We start from the raw sequence: 20993 nt of genomic DNA on the forward strand, positions 1-20993 counted from the left end.
GCGCTCTACTTGTCCTTCTTCTTGTACATGGCCAGCATGCGCTGGGTAACGAGGAAGCCGCCGAAGATGTTGACCGAGACCAGCATCAGCGCGACGAAGCCGAAACCGGCGGCAATACCGGAGGCGGCGATGCCGACCGCAAGCAGCGCGCCGACGACGATGACCGAGGAAATGGCGTTGGTGACGGCCATCAGCGGCGTGTGCAGCGCCGGGGTCACTGACCAGACGACATAGTAGCCGACGAAGATCGCCAGGATGAAGATGGCGAAGCGGAAGACAAAAGGATCGATGGCGCCGCCGGACAAAGCGTGCGCGGCATCGCCCGCGGCATCAGCGCCACCTGGGGCGGTGGCCAGGTTCTGCACCGCAAGCCGGACGGCGGCGGAGGCCTGATCGAGCTGGTCGAGGGCTTTCTGCAAGGTCTGGTCCATCACGCAATCCCCTTGGACTTGGACGAAGGCGACTTGGGTGCTGCAGCTTTCTTTGAAGCGGCTTTCTTCGGCGCGGCTGCGTCGGCAACCATCGTCTTGGCCGGGATTGCGGCCGGCTCGACATGGGGCTGTTCCGCCGCTTTGGCAAAAGCCGGATGCACGACCTTGCCGCCGTCGGTCAGCATGGTCGCCTTGACCAGATCGTCGTCGCGGTTGATGGCGAGCGTCTTGGTGGTCTTGTCGACCAGCGTTTCGACGAAGGCGAAAAGGTTGCGGGCATAAAGCAGCGAGGCGGAAGCGGCGACGCGGCCGGGTACGTTGAGATGGCCAACGATCTTGACGTTATTGGCGGTGGTGACAACCTGACCCGGCACGGCGCCCTCAACATTGCCGCCGCGCTCGACCGCAAGGTCGACCAGCACCGAACCCGGCTTCATCGAGGCGACCATGGCCGACGAAACCAGTTTTGGCGCCGGCCGGCCGGGGATCAGCGCCGTGGTGATGACGATGTCCTGCTTGGCGATGTGCTCGGCGGTCAGCGCAGCCTGCTTGGCCTGATATTCTTTCGACATCTCCTTGGCATAGCCACCCGCCGTCTCGGCCGCCTTGAACTCCTCGTCCTCGACGGCGAGGAACTTTGCGCCGAGCGAGGCGACCTGTTCCTTGGCGGCGGGGCGCACATCGGTGGCAGTGACGACAGCACCTAGCCGCCTTGCCGTGGCGATGGCCTGCAGGCCGGCGACACCGACACCCATGATGAAGACCTTTGCTGCCGGCACCGTGCCGGCTGCGGTCATCATCATCGGCAGTGCCCGGTCATATTCGGAAGCGCCGTCGATCACCGCCTGGTAGCCGGCGAGATTGGCCTGCGACGACAAGACGTCCATCGACTGGGCGCGGGTGATGCGCGGCATGAATTCCATCGAGAAGGCGGTGACGCCGGCCTTGGCAAGTGCTGCCACAGCCGCATCATTGCCGTAGGGATCCATGATGGCGATGACCGTGGTGCCCGGTTTGTAGGCCTTGAGTTCCGCTTCGCCTGGCCGGCGCACTTTCAGCACCACATCGGCCCTGGCGGCATCGCCGGCCTTGCCGATCGAAGCGCCCGCCTTGGCGAACTCCTCGTCGGGAATGCGTGACCTGGTGCCGGCTCCGGTTTCGACAACCACGTCGAGACCCAGAGCCGCCAGCCGCTTCACCGTATCGGGCGATGCCGCAACACGCGGCTCGTTGGCGTCGAGCTCACGAGGGATGAAAACCGTCTGTCCCACCGCATGATCCTTTCGGCTGGAACCTGTTTGCGCAAGATTTCGTCCGGATGTCCGGCGACCTCCCCGGCAAAGGGTCTGAAAAGTCTATCGGAGAATAAAGCCGCCGACGGCCAGGATCACGGCGAACAGGATGGTCGCCGAGAAGAAGCCGCCCGCAAAGAAGCCGAAAGCCATCGCCAGGAGCAGGGCGCCGCAAAACAACGAGCCGTATTTGGCGAGCGCGATGAAGCCCGCATAGGTGCGGTCGTGCTCGGCATAGTCCATCTTCGCGCCCAGTTCGACAGGACCGGTCGGCGTGTGATCAGCCATAGGAATTCCCCTTCGAAGACATCTTTGAGGCACATAGCGAAAAGCCGCGCCGAGGGCAATGGCGCTATTGCCGCATCGCCGGAGACAACAGCCTCAAATGAAAGTTGAAAGCCGCCAATGAGGCAGGCGCGCCGCGAGCCGTGGGGAGACGGACCTGGCCCGCGGCGCCTCAGCCGGCGAGGTGCGGGAACAACCCGAGCAAGCCGACGACGATGAGGTAAAGCGCGACGATGTAGTTGAGCAGCCGCGGCATCACCAGGATGAGCACGCCGGCGATGAGCGAAATCAGCGGGGTGAGCGCGAGCTGGGAAATGTGCATGTCAGGTTCCTTTTGACAAATCCGTCGAAGACGCGGAGCGTCAACGCGCCGCCGCCATCAGAACGCGGATCCGGCCCGAAAGCTCCAGGCATTTCGCAGAAATCGGCGCCTCAGGCGGCGTCGCGGTAATATTTCGCTGTTGGCAGGATGGACAGGGGCTGCAGACGGTTGATGGCCGGATTGGCAAACATCATCCTCTGCTCCAACGGCGTCGACCTGAAAAACGGGAAGCGTTCGAGTGTCAGGCGCAGGTTTTCGCCGCAGGGGATTTCGAACAAGGCGATCGGGGCAAGAACGCCCGGGAATACCTTTGCCTCGGTCCTCTGCTTGGCATTGAAGATGCGGGCATAAAAAGCGGAATGCTCGATCTTGACCGGCGTAAGCACCGCGGTCTGGCCAAAGTAGCTGGATGCGACCATGCCAAGCCTGAGTGTCAGGAACGGCAGCACGCCGGGTGCCGGTGCGCTGTCGGGGTCGGTTGCGAACCGGGTTCCATCGATGAAGGTCTCGCCGCTGGCAAGCCGCTCGGCCAATATTTCCGGATAGGCATCGACGGAGGGCGAATACGGGTGCTCGCGAGAGATGTAGTGGATGCGCAGCGTGCTGACCAAATGGCCATCGAAATAGACGCCGAACCGGTAGGAATTGGGCAGATTGTCCCAGCGGTCCTCGAACATCCCGCTGGCGATCGGGCCGGACATGCCCGAGCGAAAGTAGGATTGATAGCGAAGACGATAGATTGCCTCCAGATCCTCGCCCCCCGTAATGAGACGGTACTCGACATGCTCCAGCAGTTGCATCATCGAGCGATTCAGCACCGATCCGCCGCTCGTGCGAATCCCAGCAGAAGCATCCTGCGTTGCAATATCCATTATCTGTCCTCGAAATTCCGCCTGCTGATAGGCTATTCGAGTTGAAATGGGACACAAGCTGAAAGTTAGATACTGTTGATTTACCTTTCGTTAACCTTAACAGCCACGGAAGGTCCTTTCAGCGTGCAAAGGCAAAATCAGGTGGGGCAACATCCCGATTCTGAAATTCGCATGAGTTCGATATCAAGGTCGGAGCGAATTTAAATCTCGAAAGATACTGGAAATCTGTTTCAGGTGAACTTCGAGATCACGACACCAGCTGGCTGCCCCGTTTGGCGGGGAGACGCAGGTCCGCGGCGAATGGCCAGGTGACGGTCGACATCGTCTCGATGCCCGACGCACTGAGCGCGGCACCGAAGAGGAAGCCCTGGACAAGGTCCGGCTTCACCGAATGCACCAGGACCTTGAGCTGCTCGAAGGTCTCGACCCCTTCGACGGTGACAGTCAGGCCCAGCACCCGGGTGAGATCGACGATGCCCTTCAACAGGTCCAGCGAGCGCTGGTTCTGGGTTACGTCCATCAGGAACGAGCGGTCGATCTTGATCTTGTCGAGCGGCAGCTTGTGGAGATAGCTCAGGCTCGAATATCCGGTGCCGAAATCGTCGAGCGCAATGCGCACGCCAAGCTGTTTCAATTCCTCGATGTATTGGCGCGTCAGTGACTTGTCGTCGAGCAGCGCGGTCTCGGTGACTTCGATCTCCAGGCGGCCGGCAGCGAGCCCGGAGCTGACCAGCGCATCACGGACCTTCTGGATGACGTCGCGACTGCGGAAATCCCTGGCGGAGAGGTTGACCGAGACGCTGGTCTGGTCGGGCCATTTCGCGCATTCGGTGCATGCGGCCTGCAGGACGAAGGTGCTGATCTCGGAAATGATGCCCATTTCCTCGGCCAGCGGAATGAAGATGCTGGGCGAGATCGGCCCAAGATCGGGATGGTCCCAACGGCACAGCGCCTCGCAACTGGCGATGCGCATCGTGTTCATTGCCACGATCGGCTGATAGACGACACGCAGCGCCTTGGCTTCGACGGCGTTGCGCAGGTCGGCCTTCATCAGCTGACGGCTGCGGAAAGCCGCATCCATCGACGCCTCGAACAGCCGCCAGTTGTTCTTGCCGAGTTCCTTGGCCTTGTAGAGCGCCAGGTCGGCCTTGACGATCATCGCGTCGACATCGGTGTCCTCGACCTTGGACAGCACCGTGCCGGCGCTGGCCTGGATGCGCAGCCCATGGCCGGCGACATCGACTTCGCCCTGCAATTCGCCGAAAATCTGGTCGAGCAGGCCGGTCAGATGGCTTTCGTCCTCGACGCTATCGAAGAAGATCATGAATTCATCGCCGCCGAAACGGCTGACGGTGATGCTCGGCCCGGCGATGGCGGCCAGCCGCTCGGCGACGGCGTAGATCAGCCCGTCGCCGACAGGATGGCCAAGCGTGTCGTTGACGCTCTTGAAATCGTCAAGATCGAGCACGGCGAGCCCACACAGACGATCGCGGCCGCCGGACGCCATCGCCTCGCCGACCAGTTCGTGGAAATAGGCGCGGTTGGGCAGGCCGGTGAGGTTGTCGTAGCGCGCCATGAAGCGGATTTTCTCTTCAGACTCGACGCGAGCGGTGACATCCTCAAACGTGATAACGCCCAGATCCTGGCTGCCTTCGCGGGCCGAAAACTCGTAATGCTGGCCCGTGGAAAAGGAGACCAGAACCTTGCGGTCGCGGCCCTCGCGCAGCGCGCGCGTCAGCTGCGCCTCGACGTAACGGCAATCCTTCGGCGCCAGCATGCCGCCGGCAACACCGCGCATCAGCAGGCTGTGAATCGACCGCCCAAGCAGCGCGTCGGGCGATTTGAGCGCCATCAGATGCGCGGCTTCGGCGTTGGCGACAATGACCTTGCCGTCGGGGCCAAGCATGACCAGGCCATGCGACATGGTGTTGAGCGCGCGATCGAACCGGTGCGCGAGCTTCCTGGCCTGCTGGTGGCCGATGACCGCAGAGAAAAGCACGTTGCGGACGTGGTCAGCGCTGTTGATGGTGATGAACGTCATCGGGATGATCATCAAGCCGAGGACGACCGAGGGAGCATCCATGCGCAGCAAGAGTGCAAGTGCTGCCGGACCAATGAAGGTCACGGAGAAAATCCGCACCATGCGCGGCGATCCGTAGTTTCGGCCGACAACCGTAACCAGGGTCGCCAAAGTCAGCGACATCGCGGCCAGTTCGGCAAACGGATCGGGATAGACATAGATCGATATGAAGCACAGTGAGCCCAACCCTAGGCCCTGCAAGGAGCCCTTGAGGATATAGTTGCGCTCCCACTGCTGTGCCTCTTCGACCGTGGCTATGGTGCCGCCCGCCTTGCGGAAGCTGCGAATGCCGAAGTAACGGAAAAGGCTGACGGACAGCAGAACGAAAGAAAAGCCAATAAACAGTGGATTGTGCGTGCGCAGGTAGATCATGAATCCGAGGATCCAATAGCACGCGCCGCCAATCACCAGCATGTGCGCGTTGTCGAACAACGACCGCACAAACTGGATATAAACATCCGCTGGGATGTTTTCGGTCTTTGTTTTGCCCATACCGTCGGCCCAAAGCTGCGCCTTGTCATGCCACACTCGCCTTAAGAAAGGCTTAGAACAGCGGCTTGGGCTCGGTTGACCAGGGCGCGAAAGGCAAGACAGACCGGAAAATCAGGCTTCCGGCAATCCGTTGGTGCGTTGGCGCGGTCACTCCGCTGCGTGAAGTGCCGGCTCCGGCAAGGCCTGGCTCAGCCGGTTGAGAAGCCTGGCGCGCTCGCCCGCCGCCTTTTCGGCACTGGCTTGCCTGACATGGCCATAGCCGCGAATGAGCGCCGGCACCGAGGCGAGCGCGACCGCGGCCTCAATCTTGCCCGGCGCCAGTGCCGCGCCAACAAGCTCCAGATCGGCCTCATACTGGGCCAGAAGCTGCCGCTCCATGCGCCGCTCGGCGCTGTAGCCGAACAGGTCGAAAGCGGTGCCGCGCAGGCCCTTGATCGCGGCCAGCAGGCGAAATCCCTGCATCATCCACGGGCCAACGCTCGATTTCCGCGGTTTGCCGTCATTGCCGCGCCTGCCCATGATCGGCGGCGCGAGATGGAATTCGAGTTTTTCGTAGCTCTGGAACTGTTTTCCAAGCTCAGCGGCGAAGGAGCCATCCGTGTAAAGCCGCGCCACCTCGTATTCGTCCTTGATCGCCATCAGCTTGAACAGGTTTCTTGCCGCCGCCTCGGTGACCGCGGACGAGCCAGGCACGGCCCTGGCTTCGGCCTGGCGCAGCGCGGCCAATCTGTCGGCATAGCGCTTGCCATAGGCGGCGTTCTGATAGGCGGTCAGGAAGGCGACGCGGCGGGCAATGATGTCGTCCAGAGTCTCGGCAAGGGCGGCAGTCTGCGGGGTCTGGCCCGGCTGGGCGATGAGGCCGCGCACGAAATCCGGCTGGTGGGCAGCGCGGCGGCCCCAGCGGAACGCAGCGACATTCATCGCCACCGCTTCGCCGTTGAGCTCGATCGCCTTTTCGACCGCCTCTGCCGACAGCGGCAGCCCGCCATGCTGGAAGGCGAAGCCGAGCATGAACATGTTGGCGCCGAGCGAATTGCCGAACAGCGCGGTGGCGGTGCGGGTGGCGTCGAAGAAATGCGCCTTGTCGTCGCCGGCGGCAGTGCGGATCGCTTTTTTCAGCCGCTCGACCGGCAGCGAGAAATCGGCTGAACGGGTGAAATCGCCGGGCATGATCTCGGCGGTGTTGGCGAGAAAGATGGTGTGGCCTTCGCGCACCGCGGCCAGCACCTTCTTGGCGCCCGACACGACGAGGTCGCAGCCCAGCACCAGATCGGCCTTGCCCGCCGATACGCGGATGGCGTGGATATCGTCGGGCGTGCGGGCGATGCGGACATGGGTGAACACCGAACCGCCCTTCTGGGCGAGGCCGGCCATGTCGATCATGCCGCAGCCCTTGTCTTCGAGATGGGCCGCCATGCCGAGCACAGCACCTATGGTGACGACGCCGGTGCCGCCGACGCCGTCGATGATCGCCGCCCAGCCTTGCTCGCCGAGCGGGAATTCGGCGGGAACCGGTACGCCGTCGAGCGGATCGGTGCTGCCGGCGATGCCCTCGGCCTTCCTGATCTTGGCGCCATGGACAGTGACGAAGGACGGGCAGAAGCCGTTGACGCAGGAAAAATCCTTGTTGCAGCTCGACTGATCGATCTTGCGCTTGCGGCCGAATTCGGTCTCGACCGGCTGGATTGAGACGCAGTTGGACTGCACGCCGCAATCGCCGCAGCCTTCGCAGACGAGTTCGTTGATGAAGACGCGCTTGTCGGGATCGGGGAAGGTGCCGCGCTTGCGGCGGCGGCGCTTTTCGGCAGCGCAAGTCTGGTCGTAGAGCAGCACCGATATGCCTTTGACGTCACGCAACTGGCGCTGGACGAGGTCGAGGTCGTCGCGGTGATGGATGCTGGCGCCGGTGGGGAATTCGGCCTTCCCGGCATATTTATCCGGCTCGTCGGTGACGATGGCGATGCGCTCGACACCTTCGGCGCGCACCTGTCTGGCGATCATGTCGACGGTCAGGCCACCATCATGCGGCTGGCCGCCGGTCATGGCGACGGCGTCGTTGTAGAGGATCTTGTAGGTGATGTTGGCATCGGTCGAAAGCGCGAAGCGGATCGCCAGCGCGCCGGAGTGATTGTAGGTGCCGTCACCGAGATTCTGGAAGATGTGCTCTCGCTTGGAGAACGGCGCCTGGCCGACCCATTGTGCGCCCTCGCCGCCCATGGCGGTGAAGCCGACAGTGTTGCGGTCCATCCACAGCGCCATGAAGTGGCAGCCAATGCCGGCGGCGGCAAGCGAGCCGTCCGGCACCTTGGTCGACGAATTGTGCGGGCAGCCGGAGCAGAAGAAGGGCGTGCGCGTGGCGATGTCGGCTGTGTCGGCAAGCATTGCCTGGAACTGGCGCAGTTTTGCCACCCGCGCGGCGATCTCTTCCGACGGGCCAATCGTCCTCAGGATCCGTTCGCCGAGCGCGATGGCGATGTCGTTGGGGTCGAGCGCGCCCTTGGCCGGGAACAGCCAGTCGCCGCGCTCGTCCTTCTTGCCGACGATGGCCGGCTGGGTGGCGGTGCCATAAAGGCTTTCGCGCAACTGCACTTCGATCAGCGAGCGCTTTTCCTCGACGACGACGATGGTGTCGAGGCCGCGGGCAAAGTCAGTGATATGCTGCAGGTCGAGCGGCCACGGACAGCCTACCTTGAACAGCCGGATGCCGATGCGGTTGGCCGCCGCTTCGTCGACGCCGATGTCTTCCAGCGCCTGGCGAACATCGAGATAGCTCTTGCCCAGCGTGATGATGCCGAGCTTGGGGCTGCGGCCGCCCGAATAGACGATCCGGTTCAGGCCATTGGCGTGGATAAAGGCGGAAGCCGCGGCGCGCTTGTACTCATGCAGCCGCTCCTCCTGGCCGAGCATGTCGATCTCATGGCGGATGTTGAGGCCGCCGGGCGGCATGTCGAAGTCGGGCACGACAATGTTCAGCCGTTCGAGCGAGGCATCGACGGAAGCCGTCGATTCGACATTGTCCTTGACGCATTTGATCGCCGCCCAGGTGCCGGCAAAGCGCGACATGGCAAAGCCGTAGAGCCCGTAGTCGATGATCTCTTGGACCCCGGCCGGGTTGAGGATCGGCACCATGGTGTCGACGAACAGGAATTCGGTGGCATGCGCATTGGTCGAGGATTCAGCCATGTGGTCGTCGCCCATCAGGGCAAGGACGCCGCCATGTTTTGACGAGCCGGCAAGGTTGGCATGGCGGAACACGTCGCCGGAGCGGTCGACGCCCGGGCCCTTGCCGTACCAGACGGAAAACACGCCGTCATGGGTGCCTTCGCCCAGCAATTCGGTCTGCTGCGAACCCCAGCACGCCGTCGCGGCGAGCTCTTCGTTGAGGCCGGGCTGAAAGACGATCTCCGACTGGGCCAGCTGCTTCTTGGCCTTCCACAGCTGCATGTCGAGGCCGCCAAGCGGCGAGCCGCGATAGCCGGAGACGAAGCCGGCGGTGTTCAGGCCAGCGCGGCGATCGCGCTCGCGCTGCATCAAAAGCATGCGGATGACCGCCTGCGCGCCGGACAGGAAGATGCGCTCCTTGCCAAGATCGAACTTGTCGTCGAGCGCGACATCATGCAGCGTCATCAGGCATTTCCTCTGCGGAGGCCACGCCAAGGCGTGCAACCAACGTCGGAGTCGGACGCCACAGTGTTTCTCCCCTTGCCGGGGAGGTCAAATAAAATCGAAGATACCAGGCAATGCGCAACGAACGATCCGGTGCGCATCGGCCGGCGTATGAAAATTACGCGACAACAGGCTTCGCGGTGCAGGAAGTTCCGGCCGCGGCAGGCCAGAGCAATTCCAGGAAAAGTGTGAACGGTTTTCCTGGGGAAAGCGCGGAGCGCTTTCCCCAGGGAATTGCGCAAAAACAAAGAGATAGAGGCCGCGTCAGGCGGCCTTCGAACAATCCGGCTTGGGCTCGCCCGGCAGCTTGCCGTCGGCGTGGCCGACCATGTCCTTGTTGAGTTCGTAGACCGGCCCCACTACAAGCGGCCGATCGGGCAGGATCGACTGATCGAGCGAGGATGTCAGCGTCGTCTCGAAGCTCTGCAGCAAGGTGCCGCTGGCATCCTCGATGCGGATCGACACCGCATAGGGCTTGTCCTTGACCACGCAGGTGAGCGGCGGGCTGGTGAGCGTTATGTGCGCGAGTTTCGGCCATATCTTCTGGTTGACGATAATCGGATCGCCACCGGCCGGGTTCTGGAAGCTGACCACCGCGACCTGCCCCTCGCCCATCGGCCGCAGCGGATTGAGGGTGATGACATAGGTGGCGATGCCCAGGCGGTAGTTGAATTCGAACAGCTTGCCGGAGATGGCAAACAACTGATCCTCGCCGGAGTCGCGGCAGGCGCCAAGGGCGGCGGCCGCAAACAAGGCGGCAGCCAGAACCATCGAACGCGAATATTTTCTAGGCATCGGAGACCTCCCTGGCCGCCGTCCGGCGGCGATAATGTCGACTTGCCTTCTGACGGTTGCCGCACACCGCCATGTCGCACCAAAGCCGGCTGGAATTGCGGCTTCGGTCGACGAACAGCCAGCTGCAGTTGGGACAGATCCTGAGCCTTGCCACGGTGTCGTCGCGCAGCAGCGACAACGCCGAGACGGCAAGTGCCGCCTCGAAGGCGATCGGCGTCGCCGGATCGCCGAACGGCCGCCCAGGCGCGCCGATTTCGGTGCGGCTGCGCGCAAGACCGTCGGCGCAGGCCTCCAGGAAGCCGGGCAGATCGCCGGTGGCAACAACGCCTTTGGCCACCGCGCCGCGAAACAGCCGGTCGGTCGTCTCGCGAATCGACAGCACGACCGGTGCGATCTTGTCCGGCAACGGCGCTTCCAGCCGCCTGCCGCCAAGCTCGGCGGCACGAAAGCCGCTTGCGGCATCGGCAAAACGAGCGATTTCCGCCGGGTTGTCGAAACGGTCGAAGGTTTTCTGGGGGTCGTCACGCAGCACGACGGTGTTCGCCGTGTCGAGCGCAAGAATGCCGCCGGTGAAGCGGTGCGGGGTCCAGGATACCGTCATGGCACAAATCTAACCGATAAATCGCGTTTGACAAGTTAGATTCTACAATGCAAACCTTGGCTGGGTGCCTTTGTGGCGACCTTTTGTCGAGCATGTCGTCGTCCCAAAACCGCCTCGCACTTTTGGGCGACATGCTCTGAGGACTGTGCATGCTCTATTTCTTCCAGCAGGTTCTGAACGGGCTGCATTCGGGCGCGCTCTATGCGCTGCTCGCCTTCGGCTATGTGCTGACCAACGGCATCCTGCACCGCACCAACCTCGCCTATGGCGCGGTGTTCGCCTTTTGCGGGCAGACGATGATCCTGACCGCGGCTTTTGGCTACCAGACCCTGTGGCTGACGCTGTTCGCATCGGTCGCGCTCGGCGTCGTCTCGGCGTTGCTGTATGCGGCGCTGATCAGCCATGTCCTGTCGCGCAGCGTCTTCGAACCGCTGGCCGACCGTACGCCCAACGCCATCGTGGTGACGACGCTCGGCATCTTGCTGGTGCTGTCGGAAGCAAGCCGCATCGCCGCCGACACGCATGATCTGTGGCTGCCGCCAATGCTGGCCCAACCCATCATTTTCGCGCAAAGTCCCACATTCACGGCGACACTGACGCTCATCCAGGTGCTCGACTGCGCATTCGTGCTGGCAATCATTGCGTTCGCCGCCTGGGCATTCGCCCGGTCGAGCTTCGGCCGGCGCTGGCGCGCCGTATCCGACGATCCCAAAGCAGCCGCCATGTGCGGGGTCGACGTGCGCGCGGTGTTCCGCGGCGCGGTGCTCGCGGGCAGTTTCTGCGCGGCACTGGCCGGCATGCTGGCCGGTCTCTATTACGGCAATATCAGCTTCGGCACCGGTCTGGTGTACGGGCTGAAGATTCTGTTCGTGACCGCGGTCGGCGGCTACCTCTCGCCGCCGCGGGCCGCCCTTGGCGCCGCTTGCTTCGGCATGGGCGAATCGCTGTGGGCCGGCTATTTCCCGCTCGAATGGCGCGATGCCTGGATGTATCTGTTCCTCGTCGCCATGCTGTTGCTGATCGGCGCCGGCCGCGACCAGCAGAAGATCGTCTGAACCGTATCAGACTTTGGTTGCATGCCGCGCGGCCAGGCAGCAGGTTTGGCCTGACAACAGCGTTTACCCGCTCTCTCCATGTTGACCCGCCGAACCACGCACGGCATACCGTTGGGCCACAGCAGCGTGGCGGAAAAGCGGGGGGATCGGCACGCCTCTGACATAAGGGAGGAATGCATGGCAGGGCTTCTCGCTCTATCCAGAACGATCGACCGTATGAACGAGTTCATCGGCAAATGGGTGTCGTGGCTGATCCTGCTGGCAATTCTGGTCAGCGCCGCCAACGCAATCATCCGCAAAGTTTTTGACATCTCGTCGAACGCCTGGCTGGAGCTGCAGTGGTATCTGTTCGGCGCCGCCTTCATGCTGGCCGCCGCCTACACGCTGAAGCAGAACGACCATATCCGCATCGACATCGTCTACGGCATGTTCTCGCGTCGGGTGCAGCACTGGATCGACCTTCTCGGCCACCTCTTCTTCCTGATGCCGTTCGTGACGCTGATGGTGATCTATTTCGTTCCCTATGTGTCGCTGTCGTTCCGTAGCGGCGAGATGTCGAACAATTCCGGCGGGCTGATCATCTGGCCGGCCAAGGCCATCCTTTTGGTCGGCTTCTTCCTGCTGGCGCTGCAGGGCATTTCCGAGATCATCAAGAAGATCGCCATCATGCGTGGCGACATGGACGATCCAAACCCGTTCATATCCGCGCATGAGCAGGCCGAACTTGAGGCCAAGGCGCTCGCCGAAGAAGCCAAGGCACTCGCCGGGCAGGTGCGCTCATGATGGAGTTCATCGCCCAGAACATGGCGCCGATCATGTTCGCCTCGCTGATCATCTTCCTGCTGATCGGCTACCCCGTCGCCTTTTCGCTGGCCGCCAACGGCCTGATGTTCTTCTTCATCGGCGTACTCCTGTCGCCCTACTCGGGCGGATCGATCAACCTCGCCTGGCCGCTGCTGCATGCGCTGCCGGATAATTTCTACGGCAGCCGGGTGATGTCGAACGACACGCTGCTGGCCATTCCGTTCTTCACCTTCATGGGCATCGTGCTCGAACGCTCCGGCATGGCCGAGGACCTGCTCGACACGATCGGCCAGCTGTTCGGACCGATCCGCGGCGGCCTCGCCTATGCCGTGATCTTCGTCGGCGCGCTGCTGGCCGCGACCACCGGCGTCGTGGCGGCTTCCGTCATCGCCATGGGACTGATCTCATTGCCGATCATGCTGCGCTACGGTTATGACCGCAGTGTCGCTGCCGGTGTCATCGCGGCGTCGGGCACGCTCGCCCAGATCATCCCGCCATCGCTGGTGCTGATCGTGCTTGCCGACCAGCTCGGCCGCTCGGTCGGCGACATGTATGCGGGCGCGTTGATCCCCGGCCTGGTGCTGACCGGCCTCTATGCGCTGTACATCCTGATCATGTCGATCGTCCGGCCAAAGTCGATGCCGGCCTTGCCGCTGGAAGCCCGCACGCTGGGTCACGGTGTGCTTTCGCTGCTGGCGGCGCTGCTGGCGGCGGTGGTGATTTCTTATGCGGCGTATCGCTATCTGGTGCCGGCGCATGGCGACAATGCCGACATCCTCGGCGCCAGCGTCGGCGTGATCTTCATCTACATCGTGGCCATCGCCGACAAGCGCCTGAACATCAACATGATGTCCAGGCTGGCGCAGCAGGTGATCATCGTGCTGATCCCGCCGCTGGCGCTGATCTTCCTGGTGCTTGGCACCATCTTCCTCGGCATCGCCACGCCGACCGAAGGCGGCGCCATGGGCTCCGTCGGCGCGCTGATCATGGCCGCGGTAAAGGGGCGGCTGTCGCTGGATGTGATCAAACAGGCACTGACCTCGACGACGCGGCTGTCGTCCTTCGTGCTGTTCATCCTGATCGGCGCGCGGGTGTTTTCGCTCACCTTCTACGGCGTCAACGGCCACATCTGGGTCGAGCATCTGTTGATCTCGCTGCCGGGCGGTGAAGTCGGCTTCCTGATCGGGGTCAACATCCTGGTCTTCTTCCTCGCCTTCTTCCTCGACTTCTTCGAGCTTGCCTTCATCATCGTGCCGCTCTTGGCGCCGGCCGCCGACAAGCTCGGCATCGACCTGATCTGGTTCGGCGTGCTGCTGGGCGTCAACATGCAGACCTCTTTCATGCACCCGCCCTTCGGCTTCGCGCTGTTCTACCTGCGCTCGGTCGCTGCCCGCGTGCCCTATCTCGATCGCCTCACCGGCAAGCAGATCGCACCGGTCACCACCGGTCAGATCTATTGGGGGGCGGTGCCCTTCGTCTGCATCCAGGTCATCATGATCGGACTGACCATCGCCTTCCCGCAGATGGTGATGCGCTACAAGGGCGCGGCGGTCGATCCCGGCACGATCGAAATTCAGCTGCCGGACATGCCAGGTCTGTCGCCGCTCGGCACGGCGCCGGCGGATGGCGGCGCCCCGGCCAATGGCGGCGCTGCACCGGCAGCTCCGACCAACGACCTGTCGCAGCCACCGAACTTCGGCGATGCGCCGCCCGCCAAGCCGGCGGCGCCGGCAACCGACCTCTCCCAGCCGCCGAACTTCAACTGATGCGGATGGGTGAGCAGTCATGAAAGCGGTGCGTCTGGAGGCGATTGGCAGCATCGCGCTGCGCGAGGTCGACAAACCGTCTGCCGGCCCTGGCGATCTTCTGGTGCGGATCGAGGCCTGCGGTGTCTGCGGCACCGACCGGCATCTTCTCCATGGCGAATTCCCCTGCACGCCACCGGTCACGCTGGGACATGAATTCTCCGGCATCGTCGAGACGGTCGGAAGTTCGGTATCCGGCTTTGCCCTTGGCGACCGGGTCACCGGCAATCCCAACATCGCCTGCGGGCGATGCACGCATTGTCATGCCGGGCGGGTCAATCTGTGCAAGAATCTGCGCGCCATCGGCATCCATCGCGATGGCGGCTTTGCCGAGTATGTCGTCATGCCGCAGACGCAGGCCTTCATTCTGCCGAGCGATCTCAAGCCGACGCATGGCGCGTTCTGCGAGCCGCTTGGGTGCTGCCTGCATGGCGTCGACCTGGCTGAGATCAGGCCCGGCGCCTCGGTTGTCGTGCTTGGCGGCGGCGTGATCGGCCTGCTAACCGTGCAACTGGCCAGGCTGGCAGGGGCGACGACCATCATTCTGTCGACGCGCCAGGCCTCGCGGCGCGCCCTTGCCGAGGAATTGGGCGCGACGGCGACGGTGGACCCCAACGTTTCCGATGTGATCAACGCGATCGCCGGACCATCCGGACTGGTGCCGGGCGGTGTCGATGTGGTGTTCGAATGCGCCGGCGTCAGGGAGACCGTCGAGCAGTCGCTGCGGCTGGCCAGGGCCGGCGGCACAATCGTCATCGTCGGGGTAATGCCACAAGGCATGAAGGCGGAGTTCGAGCCTTTCGATCTGTTGTTTCGGGAATTGAAGGTTCAGGGCTCTTTCGTAAACCCGTTCACCCATCGCCGGGCGGCCGATCTCATCGCCTCGGGCGCGATCGAGATCGACAGGTTGATCTCCAGGCAGGTGACGCTGGAAGAGGCGGTAGCGGTGATCGCCAATCCGGCTGCGCCCGGCGAAGTCAAGGTGCTGGTGGTGCCGAGCCTGAGCTGACGCTTGCCGGCGGTTCGCTGATCGGCTATTCAACCGGCGCCGAAAAAGACATGACCGGTTCGGTAGTCCGGTTTCTTCCGTTTTTGAACGGAGGCCTGTTCGCCGCTTGATTTGCGGGAGAACCCGCGGCCGGCAAGCGAGGCGAAGCCCGCGAGCCGGTTGGGTCATGTCTGGATTTCCTGATGTCACAGCCCCGCCGGTTTCACGGTCTGCAGCCACGCCTGTCCGCATCTCAAACCGGAACAGGAACGACCATGAGACTGAACCACGCAAATCTCGTTACATCAGAAGTTGCCGCCCTTGCCGGCTTCTTCACCAGCCATTTCGGCTTCGAACTTGTCGCCATGCGCGGCAAGGATGCCTTCGCGGTTCTACAGGGGACCGACGGCTTTGCCCTCAACCTGATGAAACCCGGCAAGGGAGAGGCAGCATCCTATCCCGACGGGTTTCATGTCGGCTTCTTCGTCGGCAAAGCAGATGGCGTGCACACCAAGCATGCCGAACTTGCCGATGCCGGCCTGCAGCCTGGCGAGGTCCAGGAGCTGACGCGCGGCGGCATCAAGTCGACGACCTTTTATTGTCATGCGCCGGGCGGCCTCCTCATTGAGGTCAGCGCTTCCTAAAGCGCGTCGCCTTGAAGCGGATACAGGCAACGCGCTTTAAATCTTTGTTTTGATGCATGTCGTTGTCCCAAAACCGCTGCGCACTTTTGGGCGACATGCATTAAGCCTGACAAAAAAAGACCCCGGGCCGACAAGCCCGGGGTCGTTTTCAGCAAAGCCCAAAACCTACAGCTTGCCGTTGCGCTGCTGGACCATCATGAAGGTGTCGTAATTGTATTCGGCCACCTGCGCCCACAGATAGTGCTCCTTGCGGAAGCCCTTGATCGAGTCCCAGATCTTCTTGAAGGGTGCATTCGTGGCTTCCATTTCGGCATAGACCTCGTTGGCCTTTTCGAAGCAGGCAGCCATGATCTCCTGGGTGAACGGGCGCAATTTCGCGCCGCCGGCCACCAGCCGCTTCACCGCCGCCGGATTGAGGAAGTCGTATTTCTGCAGCATGTTGGCGTCGGTCGCCTGGGCGGCGGTGCGCACCAAGGACTTGTAGGCCGGCGAGAGCTCTTCGTATTTCGCCTTGTTGAACATCAGATGCACGGTCGGGCCACCTTCCCACCAGCCGGGATAGTAGTAATAGGGCGCGACCTTGTAGAAGCCGAGCTTCTCGTCGTCATAGGGGCCAACCCATTCGGCGGCATCGATGGTGCCTTTTTCCAGCGCCGGATAGATGTCGCCACCGGCGATCTGCTGCGGCACGACGCCGAGCTTCGAGACAACTTTGCCGGCAAAGCCGCCGATGCGCATCTTGAGACCGGAGAGGTCGGCGACCGTGTTGATCTCCTTGCGGAACCAGCCGCCCATCTGCACGCCGGTGTTGCCACCGGGCAGGCCGAAGAGCCCCTGCGTGGCGAGAAACTCGTTGAACAGGTCGATGCCACCGCCGTGATAGTGCCAGGCATTCATGCCGCGCGCGTTGAGCGAGAACGGCACCGCCGCGCCCAGCGCCCATGTCGGGTCCTTGCCCCAGTAATAATATGCCACCGTGTGGCAGGCCTCGACGGTGCCGGCCGTGGTCGCGTCCGCGGCCTGCAGGCCGGGCACGAGCTCGCCCGCGGCAAAGACCTGGACCTGGAAGTTGCCGTCGGTCGCATCCGACAGCATCTTGGAGAAGACCTCGGCGCCGCCATAGATTGTGTCGAGCGATTTCGGGAACGACGACGCAAGGCGCCACGTCACTTTGGGATTGGATTGAGCGATGGCTGGCGCGGCGAGCGTCGCGGCCGCCGCCGCTGCCCCCACGCCGGTTGTGCCGGCCTTGCGGATGAATGAACGACGATCCATGAAGTTCCTCCCGTTTGGATCAAACAGACCGGCATTCGGGCAAATCCTCGATAGCCCAGCTCGGCCTGGGGCGAAACAATACACGGGCAAGAGGTCGAGTCCAGCACGGCGTCCGGATTTGACGGCAACGTTTCGGGAATAATCGCAGCGCACACGCAGAGCCTGCAACTATAGTCTAATGCACGATTTCGTGGCCCATGCGACAGCGCGAAACTTGTCATGGAAAAGCGCCTTCAGATCGCCTATTTTGCAGGCAGAAGTGTTGTTCGCACCAAATGGAACCCGGATCTAAAATGCATCAGCCGCTCGTCGCCATATCGACCGACGTCCGCCAGTTCGACAATTACACATGGCATGCCGCGCCGCAGCAATATCTCGAGGCAGCGCTGTCAGGCGCCGGCGTGTTCCCGCTCTTGGTGCCATCCTTCGGCGACCGGCTCGATTTCGATGAACTGCTGTCGTCGGTCGACGGCGTCATGGTCACCGGTTCGAAATCCAATGTGCATCCATCGCTCTATGGCGGTGATGCCAGCGATGCCAACGGCCCCTACGATCCCGCCCGCGATGCCACGACGCTGCCGCTGATTCGCAGGGCGATCGAGCGCGGTGTACCGCTGCTCGCCATCTGCCGTGGCATCCAGGAACTGAACGTGGCGCTGGGCGGCACGCTGGGCACCGAGATCCAGGAGCGCGAGGGCTCGCACGACCATCGCGCGCCGGTGAGCGACAATCAGGACGAACGCTTCGCCATCCACCAGACCATTTCGATCAAGCCCGGGAGCTGCCTCGCCGGCGTCTTCGGCGCCACTGACATCAAGGTCAATTCGTTGCACCGCCAGGCGATCGACCGGCTCGGCCCGAAGCTGCAGGTCGAGGCGGTGGCGACGGACGGCACGATCGAAGCGGTCTCTGTGAGGGACGCCCGCGCCTTCGCCGTCGGCGTCCAGTGGCACCCCGAATACTGGGTCAAGTCGGACAGCGTCTCGACAAAGATATTCCGTGCCTTCGGCGACGCGGTCCGCTTGCACGCGGCGGCGAAATCCGGCGCGCGCGCAGCCGCCGAATAGGTCGGCCTTCCGAAATCAATTGTCCGTGGCAGCCAGCGACAGCAGCGGCAAAGCCGGCGCGTAGGATTCATAGCCATCGGCGTCGGCGACGCCGAAGGTGACGATCGGATCGACGCCATTGACGCTGAAGGCAACCGTGCCGTCATTCTGTTCGCGCCAGAATTTCGCATGCTCGATGCCCGGCAGCAGACGGCGGCAATTCGAGGCGACCGTCAACAAGGACAAGCCGCCCGAAACTTCGGCGCCACGCGAGATGGCGCAAGCCGCTTCGTCGCCATTGGCGACCAGCCTGTAGTTGCTGGTCGGCCTTGCTTCATTGGCGGCACTTTCACTGCTGCCGCCATGAAACAGCTGAACGCCGGCGAACAAGGCCGCGGCCGCAATCAATGCCGGAATCCTCATCTTTCACTCCACGCCCCCCGGCGCAGGATACAGAATGATTTCAAAGCGTTAAGCCGACGTTAATAAATGTGGCAGACCGCCGCTCAGCCTCGTGCCTTGACCTGAGCCGTCTCCGGCACCGGCGTCACCGGCCGGCGCTCGCTGAACCAGGACACCAGATTGTCGACGCACAGATCGGCCATGGCGCGGCGCGTGTGGTGCGAGGCCGAACCGACATGCGGCAGCAGCGAGGTGTTGGGCGCTTCGAGCAACGCCTTGGGCACGTTCGGTTCGTCGGCAAAGACATCGAGCCCGGCGGCGGCAATGGTGCCGTTGGCAAGGGCGACGGCAAGGGCTGCCTCGTCCACGGTGCTGCCACGGCCGATGTTGACGAAGACGCCGTCGGCGCCGAGCGCCGACAGGATTTCGGCATTGACCGCCTTTTCCGTCGAAGCGCCGCCGGGCGCCACGGAAATCAGCGTGTCGACCGCTTCGGCGAGGCCCTTCAACGTCGGGTGGTAGGCGTAGGCCAAGCCTTCGACCTGGCGCCGGTTGTGATAGGCGACCGGTAAGCCAAAGGCTTCCAGCCGCCGGGCAATGGCTTGCCCGATGCGGCCCATGCCGAAGATGCCGACCTTGCGACCACGCAAGGTCAACCGGCTCAGCGGATAGTTGCCGTTGCGCACCCAGCTGCCATCGCGCAGCCAGGTTTCGGCGCGCGGCAGGTCGCGAATGGTGTTGATCAGCAGTCCGATCGCGGTGTCGGCAACCTCCTCGGTCAGCACATCGGGCGTGTTGGTGACCATGATGTTTTTCGCGGCCGCATGACCGACATCGACCGAATCATAGCCGACACCGAACGAGGCGATGAGTTCGAGATTGGGCAATGCATCCATCATCGCGGCATCGATGCCAGCGAAGGAGGCGATGCCGCGCACCTTGCTGCGCATCTCGTCGGTGACCAGCGCCGGATCGGCGCGCTCGATCCTGATCCGATTGAAGGTGCGGTCTATGCGCTCAACGGCATGGTCGTTGAAATGCCCCGGCACCAGGATGGCGACGGTCTGCAATTGGTCGGCCTTTGTCATGCACGCTCCACCGGCTTGCCGGTTGACTGACGCACATGCAGTTCCGGCTTGATGAGTTCCTGCGACGGCCGCACCGTCTGCCCGTTGAGCTTGTCGAGCAGCGCACTGGCGGCGCGACGGCCGACCTCACGCTGGCCGTTCCAGACCGTGGTCAGTGCGGGCGTTGCGATCGCAGCCTCCTCGAGATCGTCATAGCCGGTGACGGAGATATCGACACCCGGCACCAGGCCAGCGCGGGCGATGCCATTCATCAGGCCGATGGCGACGAGATCATTCCAGCAGCAGGCCGCGGTCGGTTTGTCTTTCAGCGCCAAAAACTGTCCAGCCGCCTCGAAACCGGCCTGCTTGGTGCGCGGGCCGGCAATGCGCCAGGACGGCCTGACTTCGAGCCCTGCCGCCTCCATGGCGTTGACATAGCCCTGGTAGCGGTCGCGGCCGGTCGAGGTCTGATCGGTGCCGCCGATCATGGCGATGCGCTTGTGGCCGAGCGAGATCAGGTGATTGGTGGCAAGCCCGGTGCCATAGGAATCGTCGCCGCGAAACACCGGCACGTCCGCGCCTTCGACCGTGCGCGCGATCAACACCGCCGGCAAGCCGTTTTCCTCGGCCATGACGATGTCGGAAGCCGGCGTGCCGATGGCCGGCGACATGATGACGCCGTCGGCGCCGAGCTGCAGAAGCGTGTCGATGAAGGTGCGCTGCTTTTCGAGCTGGTCGTAGTGGTTGGACAGGATGAAGGTCTGCCGGCTGCGGTCGAGCTCGCTTTCGATCGAACGCAGGATCTCGGCAAAGAACGGGTTCATGATGTCGTGGACGACGACGCCAACGATGCCCGAGCGCGAGGTGCGCAGGCTGGCGGCACGGCGGTTGTAGATATAGCCGATGGCCCGCGCATGCTCCTTGATGCGATCGCGCGTGGTGCCGGCGACCAGCGGGCTGTCGCGCAGCGCTAGCGAGACGGTGGCCGTGGACACGCCAAGCGCGTCCGCGATCGTCGAAAGCTTGATTTTTTGTGCCAGCGCCTTGCGCTCCCCGAACGACCTGAATTTC

The 20993-nt window shown here is 63.0% G+C and carries 19 protein-coding genes; 6 read left to right on the forward strand and 13 right to left on the reverse strand.

Annotated features, from left to right (window positions below; all coding sequences use genetic code 11):
* Positions 1-5: 5 nt before the first annotated feature.
* The 9 genes from AC1DXN_RS09860 to AC1DXN_RS09900 form a co-directional block, all read right to left on the reverse strand.
* On the reverse strand, positions 6-431 hold the full coding sequence (locus tag AC1DXN_RS09860; RefSeq protein ID WP_477241060.1) for an NAD(P) transhydrogenase subunit alpha part 2: 426 nt from the start codon (positions 429-431) through the stop codon (positions 6-8).
* A complete protein-coding gene (locus AC1DXN_RS09865) occupies positions 431-1702 on the reverse strand; it encodes a Re/Si-specific NAD(P)(+) transhydrogenase subunit alpha (RefSeq protein WP_477241058.1) in 1272 nt (423 codons plus the stop codon). Before AC1DXN_RS09865 ends, AC1DXN_RS09860 begins: the two co-directional genes overlap by 1 nt.
* Before the next feature lie 84 nt (positions 1703-1786).
* Positions 1787-2011, reverse strand: coding sequence for an aa3-type cytochrome c oxidase subunit IV (locus AC1DXN_RS09870; protein WP_477241056.1), 225 nt, complete (start codon positions 2009-2011; stop codon positions 1787-1789).
* Positions 2012-2180: 169 nt separating this feature from the next.
* Positions 2181-2330 (reverse strand): DUF3096 domain-containing protein, encoded by a 150-nt coding sequence (locus tag AC1DXN_RS09875; RefSeq protein ID WP_080680904.1) that lies wholly within the window; start codon positions 2328-2330, stop codon positions 2181-2183.
* 110 nt (positions 2331-2440) lie between these two features.
* Positions 2441-3133: an N-acyl amino acid synthase FeeM domain-containing protein gene (locus AC1DXN_RS09880; protein ID WP_477421530.1), complete on the reverse strand. Its 693-nt coding sequence runs from the start codon at positions 3131-3133 to the stop codon at positions 2441-2443.
* A gap of 316 nt (positions 3134-3449) precedes the next feature.
* Positions 3450-5774: a putative bifunctional diguanylate cyclase/phosphodiesterase gene (locus AC1DXN_RS09885; protein ID WP_477275805.1), complete on the reverse strand. Its 2325-nt coding sequence runs from the start codon at positions 5772-5774 to the stop codon at positions 3450-3452.
* Positions 5775-5921: 147 nt separating this feature from the next.
* The gene (locus AC1DXN_RS09890; RefSeq protein WP_477275807.1) at positions 5922-9401 is read right to left on the reverse strand and encodes an indolepyruvate ferredoxin oxidoreductase family protein; all 3480 of its coding nucleotides are present in this window, start codon (positions 9399-9401) and stop codon (positions 5922-5924) included.
* Positions 9402-9704: 303 nt separating this feature from the next.
* Positions 9705-10235, reverse strand: coding sequence for a hypothetical protein (locus AC1DXN_RS09895; protein ID WP_477241048.1), 531 nt, complete (start codon positions 10233-10235; stop codon positions 9705-9707).
* Positions 10228-10836, reverse strand: a complete 609-nt coding sequence (locus AC1DXN_RS09900) for a CGNR zinc finger domain-containing protein (protein WP_477241046.1) — start codon at positions 10834-10836, stop codon at positions 10228-10230. Before AC1DXN_RS09900 ends, AC1DXN_RS09895 begins: the two co-directional genes overlap by 8 nt.
* Positions 10837-10985: 149 nt before the next feature.
* Between AC1DXN_RS09900 and AC1DXN_RS09905 the strand changes: the two genes are divergently transcribed.
* From AC1DXN_RS09905 to AC1DXN_RS09925, 5 genes are all read left to right on the forward strand, one after another.
* Positions 10986-11891, forward strand: coding sequence for a branched-chain amino acid ABC transporter permease (locus AC1DXN_RS09905; protein ID WP_477241044.1), 906 nt, complete (start codon positions 10986-10988; stop codon positions 11889-11891).
* A 177-nt stretch (positions 11892-12068) separates the two neighbouring features.
* Complete coding sequence (locus tag AC1DXN_RS09910; RefSeq protein WP_477241042.1) at positions 12069-12674, forward strand: TRAP transporter small permease subunit; 606 nt, start codon at positions 12069-12071, stop codon at positions 12672-12674.
* Positions 12671-14461 carry a TRAP transporter large permease gene (locus AC1DXN_RS09915; RefSeq protein WP_477275809.1) on the forward strand — a complete coding sequence of 597 codons (1791 nt, stop codon included), beginning with the start codon at positions 12671-12673 and terminating at the stop codon, positions 14459-14461. Before AC1DXN_RS09910 ends, AC1DXN_RS09915 begins: the two co-directional genes overlap by 4 nt.
* A 19-nt stretch (positions 14462-14480) precedes the next feature.
* Positions 14481-15509, forward strand: a complete 1029-nt coding sequence (locus tag AC1DXN_RS09920) for a zinc-dependent alcohol dehydrogenase family protein (protein WP_477275811.1) — start codon at positions 14481-14483, stop codon at positions 15507-15509.
* A 254-nt stretch (positions 15510-15763) separates the two neighbouring features.
* Positions 15764-16132 carry a VOC family protein gene (locus tag AC1DXN_RS09925; RefSeq protein WP_477275813.1) on the forward strand — a complete coding sequence of 123 codons (369 nt, stop codon included), beginning with the start codon at positions 15764-15766 and terminating at the stop codon, positions 16130-16132.
* 165 nt (positions 16133-16297) lie between these two features.
* On the opposite strand, the gene AC1DXN_RS09930 is transcribed toward AC1DXN_RS09925, so the two are convergent.
* The gene (locus tag AC1DXN_RS09930; protein ID WP_477275815.1) at positions 16298-17407 is read right to left on the reverse strand and encodes a TRAP transporter substrate-binding protein; all 1110 of its coding nucleotides are present in this window, start codon (positions 17405-17407) and stop codon (positions 16298-16300) included.
* Positions 17408-17700: 293 nt separating this feature from the next.
* Here AC1DXN_RS09930 and AC1DXN_RS09935 point away from each other — a divergent pair, with 293 nt between their 5' ends.
* A complete protein-coding gene (locus AC1DXN_RS09935; protein ID WP_477275817.1) occupies positions 17701-18474 on the forward strand; it encodes a gamma-glutamyl-gamma-aminobutyrate hydrolase family protein in 774 nt (257 codons plus the stop codon).
* A gap of 15 nt (positions 18475-18489) precedes the next feature.
* On the opposite strand, the gene AC1DXN_RS09940 is transcribed toward AC1DXN_RS09935, so the two are convergent.
* The 3 genes from AC1DXN_RS09940 to AC1DXN_RS09950 form a co-directional block, all read right to left on the reverse strand.
* On the reverse strand, positions 18490-18876 hold the full coding sequence (locus AC1DXN_RS09940; RefSeq protein WP_477275819.1) for a hypothetical protein: 387 nt from the start codon (positions 18874-18876) through the stop codon (positions 18490-18492).
* Positions 18877-18959: 83 nt separating this feature from the next.
* On the reverse strand, positions 18960-19943 hold the full coding sequence (locus tag AC1DXN_RS09945) for a 2-hydroxyacid dehydrogenase (RefSeq protein WP_477275821.1): 984 nt from the start codon (positions 19941-19943) through the stop codon (positions 18960-18962).
* Positions 19940-20962: a LacI family DNA-binding transcriptional regulator gene (locus AC1DXN_RS09950; protein WP_477241856.1), complete on the reverse strand. Its 1023-nt coding sequence runs from the start codon at positions 20960-20962 to the stop codon at positions 19940-19942. Before AC1DXN_RS09950 ends, AC1DXN_RS09945 begins: the two co-directional genes overlap by 4 nt.
* Positions 20963-20993 lie beyond the last annotated feature (31 nt).

This window comes from Mesorhizobium sp. P2_H9 (assembly GCF_056403215.1).

What these genes read in the sequence shown, in the direction of transcription:
- AC1DXN_RS09860 (WP_477241060.1), bottom strand. Translation starts at nt 431, where the DNA reads ATGGACCAGACCTTGCAGAAAGCCCTCGACCAGCTCGATCAGGCCTCC.
- AC1DXN_RS09870 (WP_477241056.1), bottom strand. Translation starts at nt 2,011, where the DNA reads ATGGCTGATCACACGCCGACCGGTCCTGTCGAACTGGGCGCGAAGATG.
- AC1DXN_RS09875 (WP_080680904.1), bottom strand. Translation starts at nt 2,330, where the DNA reads ATGCACATTTCCCAGCTCGCGCTCACCCCGCTGATTTCGCTCATCGCC.
- AC1DXN_RS09880 (WP_477421530.1), bottom strand. Translation starts at nt 3,133, where the DNA reads ATGATGCAACTGCTGGAGCATGTCGAGTACCGTCTCATTACGGGGGGC.
- AC1DXN_RS09885 (WP_477275805.1), bottom strand. Translation starts at nt 5,774, where the DNA reads ATGGGCAAAACAAAGACCGAAAACATCCCAGCGGATGTTTATATCCAG.
- AC1DXN_RS09890 (WP_477275807.1), bottom strand. Translation starts at nt 9,401, where the DNA reads ATGACGCTGCATGATGTCGCGCTCGACGACAAGTTCGATCTTGGCAAG.
- AC1DXN_RS09895 (WP_477241048.1), bottom strand. Translation starts at nt 10,235, where the DNA reads ATGCCTAGAAAATATTCGCGTTCGATGGTTCTGGCTGCCGCCTTGTTT.
- AC1DXN_RS09900 (WP_477241046.1), bottom strand. Translation starts at nt 10,836, where the DNA reads ATGACGGTATCCTGGACCCCGCACCGCTTCACCGGCGGCATTCTTGCG.
- AC1DXN_RS09905 (WP_477241044.1), top strand. Translation starts at nt 10,986, where the DNA reads ATGCTCTATTTCTTCCAGCAGGTTCTGAACGGGCTGCATTCGGGCGCG.
- AC1DXN_RS09910 (WP_477241042.1), top strand. Translation starts at nt 12,069, where the DNA reads ATGGCAGGGCTTCTCGCTCTATCCAGAACGATCGACCGTATGAACGAG.
- AC1DXN_RS09915 (WP_477275809.1), top strand. Translation starts at nt 12,671, where the DNA reads ATGATGGAGTTCATCGCCCAGAACATGGCGCCGATCATGTTCGCCTCG.
- AC1DXN_RS09920 (WP_477275811.1), top strand. Translation starts at nt 14,481, where the DNA reads ATGAAAGCGGTGCGTCTGGAGGCGATTGGCAGCATCGCGCTGCGCGAG.
- AC1DXN_RS09925 (WP_477275813.1), top strand. Translation starts at nt 15,764, where the DNA reads ATGAGACTGAACCACGCAAATCTCGTTACATCAGAAGTTGCCGCCCTT.
- AC1DXN_RS09930 (WP_477275815.1), bottom strand. Translation starts at nt 17,407, where the DNA reads ATGGATCGTCGTTCATTCATCCGCAAGGCCGGCACAACCGGCGTGGGG.
- AC1DXN_RS09935 (WP_477275817.1), top strand. Translation starts at nt 17,701, where the DNA reads ATGCATCAGCCGCTCGTCGCCATATCGACCGACGTCCGCCAGTTCGAC.
- AC1DXN_RS09940 (WP_477275819.1), bottom strand. Translation starts at nt 18,876, where the DNA reads ATGAGGATTCCGGCATTGATTGCGGCCGCGGCCTTGTTCGCCGGCGTT.
- AC1DXN_RS09945 (WP_477275821.1), bottom strand. Translation starts at nt 19,943, where the DNA reads ATGACAAAGGCCGACCAATTGCAGACCGTCGCCATCCTGGTGCCGGGG.